Annotated in this window: 15 protein-coding genes and 3 pseudogenes; 3 read left to right on the top strand and 15 right to left on the bottom strand. The window is 64.5% G+C overall.

All coding sequences use genetic code 11. The annotated features are described in order from the left end of the window. Positions 1-60 precede the first annotated feature (60 nt). Positions 61-477 carry a hypothetical protein gene (locus ACVWWN_RS01695; RefSeq protein WP_457142413.1) on the top strand — a complete coding sequence of 139 codons (417 nt, stop codon included), beginning with the start codon at positions 61-63 and terminating at the stop codon, positions 475-477. Here ACVWWN_RS01695 and ACVWWN_RS01690 read toward each other — a convergent pair. After that, positions 432-743, bottom strand: a pseudogene (locus tag ACVWWN_RS01690) (transposase); the annotation flags it as partial. The gene ACVWWN_RS01695 and the pseudogene ACVWWN_RS01690 sit on opposite strands and share 46 nt — an antisense overlap. A gap of 159 nt (positions 744-902) precedes the next feature. Between ACVWWN_RS01690 and ACVWWN_RS01685 the strand changes: the two are divergent. Beyond that, on the top strand, positions 903-1,244 hold the full coding sequence (locus ACVWWN_RS01685; protein ID WP_457142313.1) for a hemophore-related protein: 342 nt from the start codon (positions 903-905) through the stop codon (positions 1,242-1,244). A gap of 120 nt (positions 1,245-1,364) precedes the next feature. On the opposite strand, the gene ACVWWN_RS01680 is transcribed toward ACVWWN_RS01685, so the two are convergent. The 13 genes and pseudogenes from ACVWWN_RS01680 to ACVWWN_RS01620 all read right to left on the bottom strand — a co-directional run bounded on the left by ACVWWN_RS01680 (position 1,365) and on the right by ACVWWN_RS01620 (position 12,178). Then, positions 1,365-1,709 carry a hypothetical protein gene (locus ACVWWN_RS01680; RefSeq protein ID WP_457142312.1) on the bottom strand — a complete coding sequence of 115 codons (345 nt, stop codon included), beginning with the start codon at positions 1,707-1,709 and terminating at the stop codon, positions 1,365-1,367. A gap of 697 nt (positions 1,710-2,406) precedes the next feature. After that, positions 2,407-2,889: a hypothetical protein gene (locus tag ACVWWN_RS01675; RefSeq protein WP_457142311.1), complete on the bottom strand. Its 483-nt coding sequence runs from the start codon at positions 2,887-2,889 to the stop codon at positions 2,407-2,409. Continuing rightward, on the bottom strand, positions 2,886-5,327 hold the full coding sequence (locus ACVWWN_RS01670) for a molybdopterin oxidoreductase family protein (RefSeq protein WP_457142310.1): 2,442 nt from the start codon (positions 5,325-5,327) through the stop codon (positions 2,886-2,888). Before ACVWWN_RS01670 ends, ACVWWN_RS01675 begins: the two co-directional genes overlap by 4 nt. 218 nt (positions 5,328-5,545) lie before the next feature. Continuing rightward, on the bottom strand, positions 5,546-5,920 hold the full coding sequence (locus ACVWWN_RS01665) for a PRC-barrel domain-containing protein (protein ID WP_457142309.1): 375 nt from the start codon (positions 5,918-5,920) through the stop codon (positions 5,546-5,548). Next, complete coding sequence (locus ACVWWN_RS01660) at positions 5,907-6,314, bottom strand: PRC-barrel domain-containing protein (RefSeq protein WP_457142308.1); 408 nt, start codon at positions 6,312-6,314, stop codon at positions 5,907-5,909. Before ACVWWN_RS01660 ends, ACVWWN_RS01665 begins: the two co-directional genes overlap by 14 nt. Then, positions 6,311-7,540: an NRAMP family divalent metal transporter gene (locus ACVWWN_RS01655; RefSeq protein ID WP_457142307.1), complete on the bottom strand. Its 1,230-nt coding sequence runs from the start codon at positions 7,538-7,540 to the stop codon at positions 6,311-6,313. Before ACVWWN_RS01655 ends, ACVWWN_RS01660 begins: the two co-directional genes overlap by 4 nt. Continuing rightward, a complete protein-coding gene (locus tag ACVWWN_RS01650; RefSeq protein ID WP_457142306.1) occupies positions 7,540-8,007 on the bottom strand; it encodes a hypothetical protein in 468 nt (155 codons plus the stop codon). Before ACVWWN_RS01650 ends, ACVWWN_RS01655 begins: the two co-directional genes overlap by 1 nt. Before the next feature lie 239 nt (positions 8,008-8,246). Beyond that, positions 8,247-9,348, bottom strand: a pseudogene (locus tag ACVWWN_RS01645) (M42 family metallopeptidase). A 48-nt stretch (positions 9,349-9,396) separates the two neighbouring features. Continuing rightward, on the bottom strand, positions 9,397-9,630 hold the full coding sequence (locus ACVWWN_RS01640; RefSeq protein WP_457142305.1) for a DUF7218 family protein: 234 nt from the start codon (positions 9,628-9,630) through the stop codon (positions 9,397-9,399). A 64-nt stretch (positions 9,631-9,694) separates the two neighbouring features. Further along, a complete protein-coding gene (locus ACVWWN_RS01635) occupies positions 9,695-10,003 on the bottom strand; it encodes a hypothetical protein (protein WP_457142304.1) in 309 nt (102 codons plus the stop codon). A gap of 234 nt (positions 10,004-10,237) precedes the next feature. Continuing rightward, positions 10,238-10,461: pseudogene (locus ACVWWN_RS01630) on the bottom strand (acyl carrier protein). Between the two features lie 778 nt (positions 10,462-11,239). After that, positions 11,240-11,887, bottom strand: a complete 648-nt coding sequence (gene phoU / locus ACVWWN_RS01625) for a phosphate signaling complex protein PhoU (RefSeq protein ID WP_457142303.1) — start codon at positions 11,885-11,887, stop codon at positions 11,240-11,242. An 81-nt stretch (positions 11,888-11,968) separates the two neighbouring features. Next, complete coding sequence (locus ACVWWN_RS01620) at positions 11,969-12,178, bottom strand: hypothetical protein (protein WP_457142302.1); 210 nt, start codon at positions 12,176-12,178, stop codon at positions 11,969-11,971. Positions 12,179-12,435: 257 nt separating this feature from the next. On the opposite strand from ACVWWN_RS01620, the gene ACVWWN_RS01615 reads away from it, so the two are divergent. Continuing rightward, positions 12,436-12,975, top strand: coding sequence for a cysteine hydrolase family protein (locus ACVWWN_RS01615; protein WP_457142301.1), 540 nt, complete (start codon positions 12,436-12,438; stop codon positions 12,973-12,975). A gap of 248 nt (positions 12,976-13,223) precedes the next feature. On the opposite strand, the gene ACVWWN_RS01610 is transcribed toward ACVWWN_RS01615, so the two are convergent. Continuing rightward, positions 13,224-14,540 carry an ISL3 family transposase gene (locus tag ACVWWN_RS01610; RefSeq protein WP_457142300.1) on the bottom strand — a complete coding sequence of 439 codons (1,317 nt, stop codon included), beginning with the start codon at positions 14,538-14,540 and terminating at the stop codon, positions 13,224-13,226. Between the last annotated feature and the right edge of the window lie 161 nt (positions 14,541-14,701).

The raw sequence follows: 14,701 nt of genomic DNA, 5'->3' as shown, positions 1-14,701 counted from the left end.
GACGAGCGTCGCTACGGCGAAGTGCGCCGACAGTTGCGACTGGCCTCCATCTACTCGAAGGTGAGCCAGGTTGGGACGGACAACGGGGTATTGATAGTCACGATTCTGGTCGATCGCGATCAGGTGCAATCGAGGGCGGAATCCAGTGCGGACATATTGGTGGAGGAGCCAACGCTCCCGCCCGACGCGCTTCTTGACACGCTGATCGAAGCAACCGCAACGCAAGCTGAACTCCTAGAGGAGTTCAAACGAATCTATCGGGACGTGCAGCACGACACAGTGTTGCTGACCACGCCGACCGGGATTCTTGACTATAAATTGCCGATGTCGCGCTACGAGGCGTACAGCTCACAGGACGTCGGCAGGATCCTATCGCCGAGCGGACAAGGGCACCGGGCCTTTACCCCGGGTAGTGGACACGGGATTTGTGATTATGCGGCTTCAGGCAGCGTAGCGGGTGCGCGGATCCTTTCGTAGTTGACAGGGCTGATGTAGTGGCAGCGGGAGTGTCGTCGTTTCGTGTTTTAGCGGGCCAGCCACCGGAAAACTTCACGGCGGCAGGTAGCGGCGTCGGGCCAGCAGCTGCGGTCTTGGAGGACTTCGCGTTTGAGGGTGGCGTTGAACGATTCGGCGAGCGCGTTGTCGGCACTCGACCCGACGCCACCCATCGACTGGGTGACGCCCAGATCGCGGCAAAGGTTGGCGAAATCCCTTGAGGTGTGCTGACATCCGTGATCCGAGTGGCATCGCCACTGGTGTGCCCGTTTCGAGGTGTTGGGTGCGGGTAATCGTGGGCGGCGCGAAGCGAGTCCCGACTCTGCTCCACGTGACGTGGATCGGCGGTGGCGTTGAAGGGCCCGCCGCTGGACCACCACCCAGCTCAAAGGACACGAAGGAGAACAATGATCAAGACCCTGACCGCCATCGCCATCGCGGGGGCCGCAATCGCTTCCAGCAGCATGCCCATAGCGACCGCCCAGCCGGGCTGTACGGCCTCCGGGTTGTCCTCTGCCCTGGGCCAGGTCGCCAGCTCCACCGGGGCCTGGCTGAGCGCCCATCCACAGGCGGAGGCGGCGGTCAACACGGCCGATGAGAACGCCATCCGCACCTACTTCGCCACCCACCAGGCTGAATGGTCTGAGCTGCAAGGCATCGCCTCCCCGCTACGATCCTTGCGCCAGTCTTGTCCGCAGCAGGTCAGCCCCGGTGACGTCGCCCGGCTCTATGACGCGATGGCGAGCTGATCAGCGAGATCCCGACCACCGACCTGGACAGCGCGCATCAGGCGCTGGACCACATGCTGGTCAGTGTGCGCGAGCACGCCTGGCCCAACGTGCCCTCGGTGACGGTGGGCGGTGCGGAGGTCAAAACTCGTCGTCCTCGTCGAGGAACTCAGTCGGATCGAAGGGCTCGTCGTCGGCATCATTGAAGGAGTCCGCGCCGACGTCGAGCGCCTCCGGATGCTTGTTCCAGCTTCTCGATGATCTCCACCCACATCTCCTGCGGCAATGTGAACTTGACCGCGTCACCTGTCCTTCATCACCAACAGATCGCGGCCTGCGGTCCCTGGAATCGATCAGCGACTGCAGCCGACCCGCCGCGACGATGCCGGTGTTCACATCGACCCTGGTGTCCGAGTCGACCAGGTTCTCACAACGTCTGACCATGACCGTCTCGAAGAACGCAATGGGCGTGAGCGCGGTGGCCACACCCTCGATGGCACTGGTTCGAGGCTCATCGAAGGTGGCGAGGTTCGGAATGTAGGGTGGCGCACTCGCCGTAATCCGCGCTAGTCCCCCGGCGGGGGAGCGGCCAACAGCATTGTCGGTCCGCCACTCCCAGCATCGTGGAATCAACGATCGGCAGCTCGCGGAAATGAACTGAACCCGCCCGATCCACTGAGAAAACACGACTAGTCCGAAGTCCGCCAGGTTCAGTGCGATTACCGCCAGATACCTCGAGACCGGACATTATCACAATGCTAATCGCCTGTGGGACAGAGCTTCTCGCGCTAGGTTGACGAAACGCCGGTATCAGGCTAAACACAATTGCGCGTCGGATTATCTGAAAGGGCTCCCACCCGGGAGTGCCGCGCTCGGCGCTGTCGGACAGCATATCTCACACCAGGGCGACATAATATATATATATATATATATATATATATATATATATATATATATATATATATATATGCGGCATGAGAGCCGCTGTAACGCTTGGCGATACGCGAGCCTACGAGTGCCGCCCGTTGTTAGATTCTGTGAGCAGGTAGTAGAGATAGTTCAGTTCGGTAGCGGATCGGATGTCGGTGCCGGCGCCGTGGACGTAGCGTTGTGAGGTGGCGAGAGCCACCGGTGCAGCAATCCTCAGCTGGGATTCTGGTCCGTCAGGCGGCTTACCTGTCGGTCAGTTCGCGAGTGCTTGGGGCGACAATTCCTTGAGCATGGTGTTCGCCCAGCGCATTTGGCGCAGCGTCTGAGGGTGACAGCGGGAGGTGATTGCGAGCAGTTCACCGTCCTTGGCGGCCTGTGCGGCCTGGGCGAGCAGCTCCCAGTCCAGCGATACCCCGGCTGCGATGCGGTGCACGCGACGGAGATCGGCGAGCAGTAGCAGGCTGGGCTGCTGTCGGTGGCGCAGTAGGTCGCTGAGCCGTTCCTGGAGTGGGCCGCTCATCACGAACCGTCGTGGACGCGAGGGTAGCCGCAGTCGGCGGTGACGGCGGTGGCTGGTCAGCGCGGCGACGTGCTCGTCGGACCAGTCGGCCAGGTCGCACGCGAGGTGGCTGATGTCGTGATCGTTGTGGTGCCGGGCGGCGACGACGCGCAGGCTGTGCGCGAGGCGGCGTTCGCTTCGTTGCAGTTCGGCGATCGCCAGCGCGAGCTTGCTCATGGGTGTCCTTCCGAGATGCACTCTTCGTCGACCTCGGCCTGCGGGCCTCCTGTGGTCGCCGAAATTCCGTCGTGCAGGGGGGCGGAGGCAGCGGTGGTGGGTGCCGGGGCGGGCCCGCGGCCCGGCGCGACCCGCCGCACCGCCGCGGCGGCTGTCTTGAAGATCGGTTGCTTGGACACCGGGTCCCAGTCGGTGGGCGTCAACTCGTTGGCGGCGCGGCGATGTCCGGCGGATTCGGTGTCCCAGTAGCCGTAGTGGAACGGCAGGAAGACGACGCCGGCTCGGATGCCGGTGATCCGCGCCGCGGCCGTCACGGACCCGCGCGGCGTGCGGATCTCCACCAGGTCACCCTCGGTGATGCCGGCCCGTCGCGCGTCGCCATCTGCGAGCTCGACCCACACCTGCGGCGCCGCGGCCTGCAGTTGTGTTGTCCGGCCGGTCTTGGTGCGCGTGTGGAATTGGTAGAGCGTGCGCCCGGTGATGAGGACGAGCGGGAAGTCCGCGGAGGGTCTTTCGTGCGGTGTGACGTACTCGGCGGCCTTGATGATGGCCTTGCCATGGGGGTTCATCGCGCGGTACTCGGTGGGCTCCAGCGGCGCTCCGGTGATGAGATCCTTGCCGTAGGTCTCGCAATGATCTGGTTGCGCCCAGAACCGGCCGTCGGTGTACAGCCGTTCAGCGCCGTCGGGATGGTCGGCGTTGCAGGGCCATTGGATGCCGCTGCCGCCCCGCAACTTCTCATAGCTCAATGCCGTGTAGTCGCAGGGGCGTCCGGCGCTGCACGCCTTCCATGCCTCGAATACTTCCTCCGGGGCGGTCCACGGCGGAAGGGGCCGGCCGTCCTGGTCGCGGAAGTCCATGCGGCGTGCGTAGTCGAGGAAGATGTCGAGATCGGCGCGAGCCTGACCGGGCGGGTCGATGGCTTTGTCCGAGATGTGGACGGTGCGGTCGGCGTTGGTGAAGGTCCCCGTCTTCTCGCCCCACGCCGCGGCGGGCAGCACCACGTCGGCGAGTTCGGTGGTTTCGGTTGCGAAGATGTCTTGCACCACGAGGAACAGCCGGTCCTGGGACAGGATGCGCCGGATCCGGGCGAGTTCGGGCAATGACACCGCGGGGTTGGTCGCGGTGACCCACAGCATGCGGAGGCTGCCTTCCTCGGCGTAGCGCAACATCTGCATGCAATGGGTGGGTGGCCCGTAGTGCGGGATCTGCATCGGGTCGACGTTCCACAGTCGGGCCAGTTCCTCGACGTGGGAGTCGTTGGCCCAGTTGCGAAAACCTGCGAGATCGCCGTCGGCGCCGCATTCGCGGGTGTTCTGCGCGGTGGGCTGGCCGTTCATCTGCAGGACCCCGCAGCCGGGCCGGCCGAGCATGCCGCGCACCAGGTGGACGTTGTTGACCTGGACGGCTGCGGCGGTGCCCTGGTGGGACTGGTAGAAGCCCTGCAGCACCGTCGACAGCAGCCGGTCGGCAGTGCCCAGCAGCTCGGCCGCGCGGCGCAGCTCCCCGGCGTCGATGCGGCAGATCTCGGCCACCCGCGGGGGAGGGAAATCCGCCACGCGCTCGTGCAGTTCGCCGTAGCCCACGGTGTGGGCTTCGACGTAGTCGTGGTCCACCCAGTCATGGGCGAGGATCTCATGAAGCAGCCCGTTCATCAGCGCGACGTTGGTTCCGGGCAACGGTGCCAAGTGCACGGTGGCATGCCGGGCCACCGGCGTGGGGCGCGGGTCCACGCACAGCAGCGCAGGCGGGTTGGACCCGGCCAGCCGGTCGAGCAGGCGCATCCACAGCACCGTCTGCGTCTCGGCGACGTTGTGTCCGTACAGCGCCATCACGTCGGCGTGGTCGACGTCGGTGTAGGAGCCGGGCTGACCGTCGCACCCGAATGACTGCTTGAGCGCTTCAGCGGCGGTGGCGGTGCACAACCGCGTGTTGCCATCGACGTGGTTGGTGCCGATCGCCCCGTGGGCGATGACGCCCTGGGTGTAGTACTCCTCGAGGAACAGCTGCCCGGAGGTATAGAAGCCGACCGCGCTGGGCCCGCGATCGGCCAGCAGCTGCTTGCTGCGCGTCACGATGCGCTCCATCGCGGTGTCCCAGTCGGTTTCGACCAGCTTGCCGCCGCGGCGCACAAACGGAGCGGTCAGCCGGTCGGCTGAGGCGTTGGCCTGCCAACCGAACAGATCCTTGGGGTCGAGTCGGCCGTGATTGATGCGGTCCACGCCGCGGCCGCGGACGCCGGCGATGCGGCCGTCTTTGACGGCGATGTCCAGCCCGTCGCCGTTGGAGTGCAGTACTGCTGCGGACTGCACCCAGCGGTCGACGTCATTCGGGTGCAGTTCCGGCTCCAGATATGTGTCGATCCGCCGCGGCCAGGGCTCACCACGGCCGTCGGGCGTTCGGCTGCCCCACGGCTCGGCAATGCGATCGATCATCACGAGGAGCTCCCGTAGTCGACACCGGCTGGATACCCGTCCGCGGCTTCCCCACACGCGGGCAGCTGATTGCATAGCCGCAAGGGTTGCGTGTGGAAATGAATGGTGCTGGTCTGCGAACTCCGCAAGCGCAGATGGCTGGTAAATGGTGCGCGCGGTCGCTTCCGCTTGTGATCGCACTGACAACCGCGCTTACGAGCGAGGTGTGCTTCGCTGGTGGCTCAGTTGGGATTTTGGTGTTCGCCGCTCGAGCGTTGGTCGTCGTCGCGCAGCACCGGTGAGTAGCGCTCGAAGCGCTGCCGCAATCCGACGGACTCGGCGCTGACATTCGCGATGTCGTGCCAGAGCGCCAGGAACGTGCCGCGGTGGCGCCAGCGCAGCAGCGCGGCCAGGAGTTTCGGACGTCGAGCGTCGGCGCGTTCGTATCCCAGATACGACGACTCGGTGTGCGGGCTGATGATCAGTCCGAACAACTTCGGCTGATCTGGGCGGTCGTCGAGATCACCCTCGATCGCCAGACGAACATCGACGACTGTGCCCACCTGCCGGCCGGCGGCGTCGCGCACCGGCAGCTCGAGGAGCTCACTGAGCTGCACGGGAGCCTCCCGGAATGCGCCGAATAATGTGATCGCGCAACCAATGCTCCAGCCACAGGGAGTCGAAATCCTCTGCGTCCGAGCTGAGTTGGACCACGGTACCAATCCTCGTGATCAGCCGCCACGGAACCGCTTGTAGCTTGGAACGTGGGGGCCGGCCGCCGAAGATTCTGGTCGCCAGCACCTGCCCGGTCAGGATCCCGGTCACCCGCGGCGCGGGGGCCGAGACAGCCAGGTCGGTATCCATGGGGATGTCGATATCGAGGTCGTCGACGATGCCGACCGGCGCTTCGTCGGCATCGAATAGCTGACGGTCCAGTAGGTGCAGGCGCGCGTCGACCAGGCGTCCCTGCGGGCGCGGTGCGTCTGGAAAATCTGTGCGTGAGGACGTCATTGGCCCGCTCCGGTGACGATCATCAGCGGGAGGGCGGCCAGCGAGGCGGCGAGGATGATGACAAGGTAGACCGACGCTGCGATGTTGAGAGCGCGACCGTTGACGTGTTCGCCCATGTATCCGGGGTCATTGGCCACGATCAGGATCGGCAGGTAGGTCAACGGCAACGCGATCGCCGAGAACACCACCGAGTATTCGGTCACCAGGATCGGATCAACACCGGTGAACAGCACCGCAGCGCACGCCACCACCACAATCAGCATGACCACGTGGAAGCGGGCCGCGTCGGCGGGGCGGCGGAATTTACCCCACGCCCAGCCGAAGAACTGCGCCAGCGTGTACCCGGAGGACAGCGTGGTCTCCAGAGCGGCGCCGAACGTCGCGGCGGCGATCCCGATGATGGTGAACGCCAAGGCAAGCTGGCCGCCGGCCTCCAGCACCGGCATGGTGATCTGTGACAGAGACGTCACCTCGATCTGGCCGGGTAGCAGGACCACCGCGGCGCAGCCGGCGATCGCCACCGACAGCACCCCACCCAGAGGGAAACCGACCAGCACGTTGAGCCGAGAGGTGCCGAGATCCTTGACCGTCCACTTCTCCTCGACGGCGCCGGAGGAGAAGAAGAACACCTCGTAGGGGGTCATCGCGGCGCCGAACAACGCGATCGCGTAGTACCAGTAGGTGGCCGCAGACTCGGTGTCGGGGATTACCGGTGCGAGCGCCTGATGGGTCAGTTGTGTCCAGTCGGGTTTCAACGCGAATAGGCTGACCGCGAAGATGATCAGGGACAGCCCCAACAGGCCGGTGACGTTTTCCATGATGGAAAAGCGCACCCGCCAAATCACGATCCAGATGGCGAAGGCGGCGACCGGCACCCACAGCAGCGGTCCCACGTCGGTCGCCAGTTGCAGGGCCAACGCCACACCGCCGATCTCGGCGGTCACGGTCATCAAGTTGATGAAGAAAGATGCGCCCAGGTTCGCGGCGGCCATGCGGGGCCCGAGGCGTTCCCGGATGAGTTCAAAGGTGGCGCGGCCGCTGACCGCGGCCACCCGGCCGGCCATTTGCGCATACAAACAGATCCCGATCACACCGACGACCACCACCCAGGCCAACCCCAGCCCGAACCGGGATCCGACCACGGCGTTGGTGACCAGGTCGCCGATGTCGAGGAAGCCGCCGATGGCGGTCAAGATGCCCAGCGCGACCGCGAAAATCCTTGTCATCAGCGGTATTCGCGTTCCAGTGTGTCGGCGCCGTCGAGCAGTCGCCGGTGCAGCACCTGCGGGTCGGGCTGGTCGGCCAAACCACGCACCGCGGCGGAGGCGGCGTTGAGGTCACCGATGAACGTGGTCATCGATGCGGTCAGCATCGCCTGGCGGCGTACATCGGCGGGGTCCTCGGCGCGCAGCTCGCCGATGCCCTGATAGGCCTTGGTGACCTCGTCGCGGGCGTCGGTCAGTTGCACATTGACCAGTTGTCGGGTAGAGCGGTCCTGGGTCCACAGCTGCAACGCGAGCGCACCCGAGCGCGCCGCCGCGACGGTCTCCTCCATCGCCGCGGCTAGCCGGCCGGGCATACCATCCCGGTTAGCGGGGCCGCTGGTCAGGATGAGTAGCGGTAGCGCGATCACGACCACGACCAAAGAGGCCGCCCGGATCAGCCCCGGAGCGCGACCGGTCAACGTCGACATCGACCCATCGTCGCCCCACCCACGTGATTGGAGACGAGATGAGGTCGGCGTGTCGCACACCGGCTTCGATCGGCCTTTTTGGAGGTCGTTCAGGGCTGCGGCGAAGAATCGTATGAGCCGATCGCGGGCACCCGTGCTATCCGCGGGTCCCTCACCGCCGATGGGCGGCCGCACCCGTCGGGCACGGCTGCGACGATTGGCCGAAGAAGCCAGAAACCTCTGCCCTGTCGCTGACGCGTTTAGCGGCTTGTGCGCTGTGCGGCGTAGGTCTGGACGAATTCGACGAGCACATCTGTCATGGCCGGATGGCTTCGCGCGCAATGACTTCGTAGCCATGAGTACTCAAGGTCGGCAGACAGAGCAGGCCGGCCTGGGGCGTAAGCCCGGCTGCCTTGGCGTGTGATGCCTCGGATTCGAAGGCACCCAGCACGGCGGGCTGGGGCGACAGATCGAGTGCTGCGGCGATGGTCATCAAACGGTCGGCGCGACCTCTTTGTCGTAGATGCATTGCGCATCGCTGTAGGCGATGATCGGTCCGGCGCTGACGCTGGTGGAGTATTCCGCCTCGGTGGGGCCCACTTCTAGAGCTAGGGTGAGCTCACCGGGAAGCGTGCGGCTCGCATAGGAGCCGCCTACGCCGCCGATTTCCTCGCTGGTGGTGAAAACCAGGTAGACGTCTGCCGGTGGGCGCTGCTCTTTTTCTCGCAGCGCGCGCGCCGCCAGCAGCAGAGCAGTCACCGCCGCGCGGTCGTCCATGAAATAGGAGCCGAGGTAGTCGCCGACCTCGACCAACGTCCGCTTGCTGCTTTCGATGCACACCCGCGTTCCGGGCTGTACGCCGGCGGCGGCTAATTGTTCGGGGGAGCAACCGGTGAAAACATAGACGTGCGTCCAGTCCAGCGCCCTATCGCCCTGGTCAGGTTTAGTCTCCCAAATTCGCTTACTTTCTTGGGTTGTGTGCTCCGAGCCCAGTACTAGCACCCCGCACAGTGTTTGGCTATTGCCCAGCACCGCAACGGGTCCCAGACCAAAGTTGGCCGGATACATGGTTCCCAGCGGCGTCAGGTGAAGAGAACCCTCGGGCTTGATTCGTTTGACGAGCATGGATAGCTCATCCAGGTGGGCCATGACCTTGATGGCGGGGGCACTGCCCTCGCTCGTACTGCCCTGGATGTGACCGATGAGATTTCCGGCTGGGTCGATCCACGTTTCATCGACGCAAGTGCCGAGTTCGCGGCGACAAATGTCGCCTACCGCGTCCTCCTGGCCGGACGGCCCGTAGGCCCACAACAGTTCTTGGAGCAAACCCCGGTCCAGCACAGTCCGCTCGGACACGGCTATCTCGTTGTGGTCTGGCGCAAGTTCGCCGGATATCTCGCCCGTCAAGGCTTAACTCGATTTCTTTCCGCCCTTGCGGCCGGCGGCCTTCTTCTGCGACTGGTTTCCGCCGCTGCCGCTGCCGCTGCTGCGCCGACTTTGGCTGCTACCCGAACTCTTGCCGCCCTTGCTGGAGGCATCTGGGGAGTTGGCGATCGCCGCCGCACGAGACTTACTCATGCCCTTCTTGCGTAGTCCCTCGTATTGCTTATCGTCCTTGACGCTTGATCCATGATCTTTCACCATTTGTCACGCCTCCTTTACACGTAGCCCGGATACCCCATTCCTGCGGCGGGGACACCCGACGCGCCTAGGTGTCGTCGAGGTCGAGTGCTACTCCGACGAAGGACAGATCACTCAGACCTCGGGGCAGATTGCCGAGAAACGCCTCGGTGCCAGAGTCGATCATCTCGGCGAACGTTCCGACGTCGTTGCTTAGCGCCACCAGCTCGTGCATCAGCTGGCGCGCCTGCTGCGATCGTCCGACGTGATCAAGGGCGGACACCATCCAGAACGAGCAGGCAAGGAACGCGCCTTCTCCTGCGGACTGCGCTCTGCTGTACCGGTAGACCAGCGGTCCCTGCCCAGCTCCTTGCAGTGCGGCGATAGTGTCCGACATCCGCCTACCGTCGTCGAAACCGCTGTCGGCCGTTCTTGGTCGCCTGCTTCGATCCGGTCGGGTGGTCGGTGTCGCGGGGCAAGTCACTTTCCGGATCCACCACCGTCACACTGCGACCCGCGGACGGCGGCCTCTTGACGCCGGAAGGGCACCGTCCAGACACCCTGGCAGGGTGCCGGGTTGTCCTTGCCGTTCCGGGCGCAACCCTACGGAGCGCCTGGATCAGGCGTGTGGCTAGGACTGCGAGGAGTCGGTCACTTCCTTGAGGAAGTCGTGACACTTGTGGGCGCGATCGGAGTCCTGGGCCATCACTTCTTCGAAGATTGAAGCTACGTCTTCCAGACCAGCATTTTTGGCATCACGCACATATTGGCCGGGGTCATGACCCGCTTTCAGCGAATGATATTGAACCGAAACGAGATCGCAACGTCATCGAACCCGGTTTCTCCAGTGGCCATGGTGTCCTCCTTGATCGGCCTGAAACGCCCGAAATACCCGGGTACTTCCGGATGAACCGCACGCCGAGAAAATCGACCTCGAAGGCTCGACGCGTTCGTCAGGGCGCCCGGTCGGCGCTGAGTGCTGGCCGCGAGGCGGTCGACGCTGTCGCTTAGGAATCGAACTATTGACCAGTGCCGCCCCGTGCGCCCAAAACTGCAAACAGACCCGAGGACTGCGCGGCCATCAGCAAAGGCATTTATACCGTCGGCACCCATCTGAGACAGCTGCGCCGGCCATCGTGCTTCACCGGGATCAACCGCATCAGCGGCCATCAAGGGCTCCTCGGAGCCGATGCCCTGGTGAGCACCACAGCGATCCGTCTGCACGGTCGATTTACGTAGCGTGACGCCACCACGCCGCCGAGCTCTCGTCGAGAACGACCGGTGCAGCACAGCCAACCGCGATCCTGGACGGCGGCTATAGCTCCGCTAATGCGCGTGGCATCGCATCCCAACTACGCCTGAAGCCCAACCGACCAGGGACCCAATGGGGGCGACAAATGCGTCACGACTGGCGAGACCACTTTTGGAAATGACTGCCAGGCAGACTATTGGCGATACCGCTTGATGACTATCGGCCACCGACCGAGGGCGTAGCGAGGCCCTCAACCAAATACGCCCATGATCTTCAGCACCAGAAGCACCCCGGTTGCCAGGAAAAGCAAGACGAACAAGCCGATGGCGACGAGGGTCACCACCTGGCAGGCCAATACTAGTGCCCAGGACCAGGGCGACATTAGTCCGATGGCGGTGTCCCGGTGGCCTCGAAGACAACTCGTCGCCCGATCTGGACCGCGTGGTCGGCGAAACGCTCGTAGAAGCGGCCGAGCAGGGTCACGTCGACGGCGGCTGCGACACCGTGTGTCCATTCCTTGTCCAGGAGCACGGTGAACAGGTGCTTGTGCAACGCGTCCATGGCGTCGTCGTCGCGGCTGATTTGCGCGGCCAGCTCCGGGTCCCGGGTACGCACCACTTCCTTGGCGTTGTTGCCGAGAAGAACGGCGGTTCGGCCCATCTCGGCGAAGTAGCCGTTTACTTCCTCGGGGAGGGCGTGCATGGGATGGCGACGGCGCACGATCTTGGCGACATGGACCACCAGGCCGCCCATTCGCTCGGCATCGGCGAAGTTCTGTAGGGATCCGACGACCAGGCGCAGGTCCCCGGCCACGGGGGCCTGGCGGGCCAGCAGGACGAATGCCGCGTCTTCGGCGCGTTTACGCATCCGGACAAGCTCGTCGTGGTCAGTGATGACCTGTTCGGCCAGAACCAGGTCGGCCTGCAGGAGTGCGTGCGTCGCCCGCTCCATCGACACCCCCGCCAGACCACACATCCGGCTCAAGTTCTTGATGAGCGCATCGAGCTGCTCATGAAAGGCATTACGCACAACCAAAACTCTATTGGTCCGACAGCCCGCTGGCCTTGAGGGTCCGCGCTAGTGGGTGGGTCGCGGCAAGGCGCGCGGAAGCTAGCGCTGCGAGCCCTGCCGCAGCTCCGCCTCGGCCCGGTGCCAGTTCTCCTCGTCGGTCCCGCCTTCTCCGGATTGGGAAAGATAATAGGCGCGCTCGGCGATGATTTCCTGCGTGATCTCCCGCGCCGCGGCTTCTGTCGACGTCGCGTTGCCGGTGGTCGGCTTCTCCGCCGCCACCGCTTCCGTCTTTGTCTTCTTCGCAGCCATCCCGGGCTCCTCCTCGTTGCCGATTAAGCTTGGGGCATTCATTCCCCCGGCCTTGTCCCTGATCATTCCTGTTCGCGCAGCTCGAGCTCGTCGTTGCGAGTCCTGCGTGTCGTGCTTAAGAGTCGCATCCGAGGTGTTCGGATGCAACGCGTCGGGATGGCCGCACGAAGCCGTGGCGGTAGGCCGAGTCGGAGTTGATCATTTTCCATCGTCGGCTTTCTCGTGTGAACGTCGGATGGCGGGGTAGAGACCACTTCGTGAGTGACACCGCGGTACTCATCATCGACATGCTCAACGCCTACCAGCACGAGGACGCCGAACTCCTGATTCCCAACGTGGGCGATATCATCGATCCGTTGGCCAGGCTCGTCTCGGTGGCGCGTGAACACGAGGGTGTCGATCTCATCTACGTCAACGACAACTACGGCGATTTCACCGCCGACCACGACGACATCGTCCGATCCGCCTTGCAGGGTGCGCGGCCCGATCTGGTCAAACCGATCGTGCCCGATACGGACTGCCGCTTTCTCAGGAAGGTACGGCACAGCGCGTTCTACGCCACCTCGTTGGACTATCTGCTGGGTCGGCTAAAGACCAAACGGCTGATCCTTACCGGGCAGGTGACCGAGCAGTGCATCCTCTACACCGCGTTGGATGCCTATGTGCGCCATTTCACCGTCGTGGTCCCGCCGGATGCGGTGGCGCACATCGACGCCGACCTGGGTGACGCCGCGCTGAAAATGATGCAGCGCAACATGAGCGCCGAGATCGTGCCCGCCGCCGAGTGCACGGCATAGTTCACCCCCTGAAACGCCCGCCCGGCCCCGCGGTCCCGAGGAGACCAATGAGCCGCCGTGGTAGTTGGGACGGCGCTCAGTAGGTTGAGCTCTCGCATGAAGCAGCATCGGCTGACTCGGGTGCGGAGATGGATCCAGCATGGGCTCAGTCGGGGAGTCGGAGACGACGCATGTCACGGCGCATAATGCCGCCCAGCGTGCCGAGGCCCGTCAGCAAGTCATCATCTGCTGTGGCCATTTTTGGCTCTTCATGATCGAGGGTGTAGTTGGGGTCTGAATCCGCCGGTTTCGAGTAGGGATCTGGCGATGTAGTTGGTGAGGTTGCGAAATCCCAGGGCCGATCCGCGGAGGTGTTCGAGGCGGCCGTTGATCGCTTCGGTCCCGTTGGAGGTGCCGGGTCGGTCGAAGTAGGCCAGGACGTCGGCGGCGCGTTTCTTCAGTGTCCGTCCGAGGGTGATCAACTCCTGCAGGGGCTTGGTAACGCCTGCGCTGAGCGTGGTGATCAGCGCCGCCATCATCGTGGCGCCCTTCTTGCGGTCGGGGTGTCGGTAGGCGGCTACGGTGCGCTGGTACATCGACCACGTGGCTTCGACCTCGGCGTGGGCGTCGACGGTGAACAAGGCCGCCAGCCTGGCTCTTTGCTTGTCGGTGAGCAGATCGGCTCCGGTCTGCAAGGTTCGCCGCGCGCGGTAGAGCGGGTCGCTCTTGCGGCCGCGGTGCGCGCAGGTGGCCAGCTGGACGCGGCGCCGGCACTGGTCGAGGGCGTTGCCGGCCAGCCGGACTACGTGGAAGGGGTCCATCACCGTGGCCGCATCGGGCAGCTCTTCGGCGCTGGCGGTCTTGAAGCCGGAAAATCCGTCCATGGCAACGACTTCCACGCCATCACGCCAGTCTCGTGGCCGGGCGGCCAGCCATTGCTGGAAGGCGTGCTTGGAACGTCCTTCGATCATGTCGAGCAGCCGCGCCGGTCCGGTCTTGTCGCGGACCGGGGTCAGGTCGATGATCACGGTGACGTATTTGTCGCCGCGGCGGGTGTGGCGCCAGACGTGTTCGTCGACCCCGATCACCGCCACACCGTCGAAGCGGGCCGGATCGGCGATGAGTACCCGCCTGCCTTCGGCGAGCACCGCGTTGTTGGCGGTGTTCCACGACACTGCCAGTCCTTCGGCGACCCTGGCCACGCTCAGGTGTTGACACACAATGGCTTCCAACGCCCACTGCAGCGCACGCCGCGACAGCTTGGCCCGCGGTTCGGCTGCCTTGCTGGTGTCTTGACGCCACACATGACGGCAGCCGATGCAGCGGTAGCGGCGCACGGTCACCAGCAAGGTGGTGGGCCGCCACCCGAATGGCTCATGAGCGAGCTGGCGGGTAACGCTGTCACGCACGCTGCCCTGCTCGCCGCACCACCGGCACCATCGATCCTCATCGGTGAGCCGGCACGCCAGCACGGCCCGGTCGGGTCGCAGGCGTTGTCCGGTCACCTCCAGCCCGAGTTCGTCGAGGCGGCAGAAAGTGGTCACATCAGCGCAAGCGAAGCCCGCACCAGAGGTAGCGTCGTGCACGTCGAGGTCTTTCGGATGGGCAGCGTGAGAACTCCCATCATCGGAAGACCTCGACCTCTACCCAGATATCGACGCGCCGGTCGCCACACCCTCATCTGCGAAGAGCCCCATTTTTATTGAGCGAACCTGCCCATCGTGTGTGTCACGTGCATCAAGATCTC

The sequence above is a fragment of the Mycobacterium sp. URHB0021 genome (genome assembly GCF_054057895.1).
This window is presented reverse-complemented; position numbering and strand designations above follow the sequence as displayed.

Bases quoted from the DNA above. Each gene is read 5' to 3' on its own strand.
- ACVWWN_RS01685 (WP_457142313.1), top strand. From the start codon at position 903: ATGATCAAGACCCTGACCGCCATCGCCATCGCGGGGGCCGCAATCGCT.
- ACVWWN_RS01655 (WP_457142307.1), bottom strand. From the start codon at position 7,540: ATGACAAGGATTTTCGCGGTCGCGCTGGGCATCTTGACCGCCATCGGC.
- ACVWWN_RS01640 (WP_457142305.1), bottom strand. From the start codon at position 9,630: ATGGTGAAAGATCATGGATCAAGCGTCAAGGACGATAAGCAATACGAG.
- ACVWWN_RS01620 (WP_457142302.1), bottom strand. From the start codon at position 12,178: ATGGCTGCGAAGAAGACAAAGACGGAAGCGGTGGCGGCGGAGAAGCCG.
- ACVWWN_RS01675 (WP_457142311.1), bottom strand. From the start codon at position 2,889: ATGAGCAAGCTCGCGCTGGCGATCGCCGAACTGCAACGAAGCGAACGC.
- ACVWWN_RS01635 (WP_457142304.1), bottom strand. From the start codon at position 10,003: ATGTCGGACACTATCGCCGCACTGCAAGGAGCTGGGCAGGGACCGCTG.
- ACVWWN_RS01660 (WP_457142308.1), bottom strand. From the start codon at position 6,314: ATGACGTCCTCACGCACAGATTTTCCAGACGCACCGCGCCCGCAGGGA.
- ACVWWN_RS01650 (WP_457142306.1), bottom strand. From the start codon at position 8,007: ATGTCGACGTTGACCGGTCGCGCTCCGGGGCTGATCCGGGCGGCCTCT.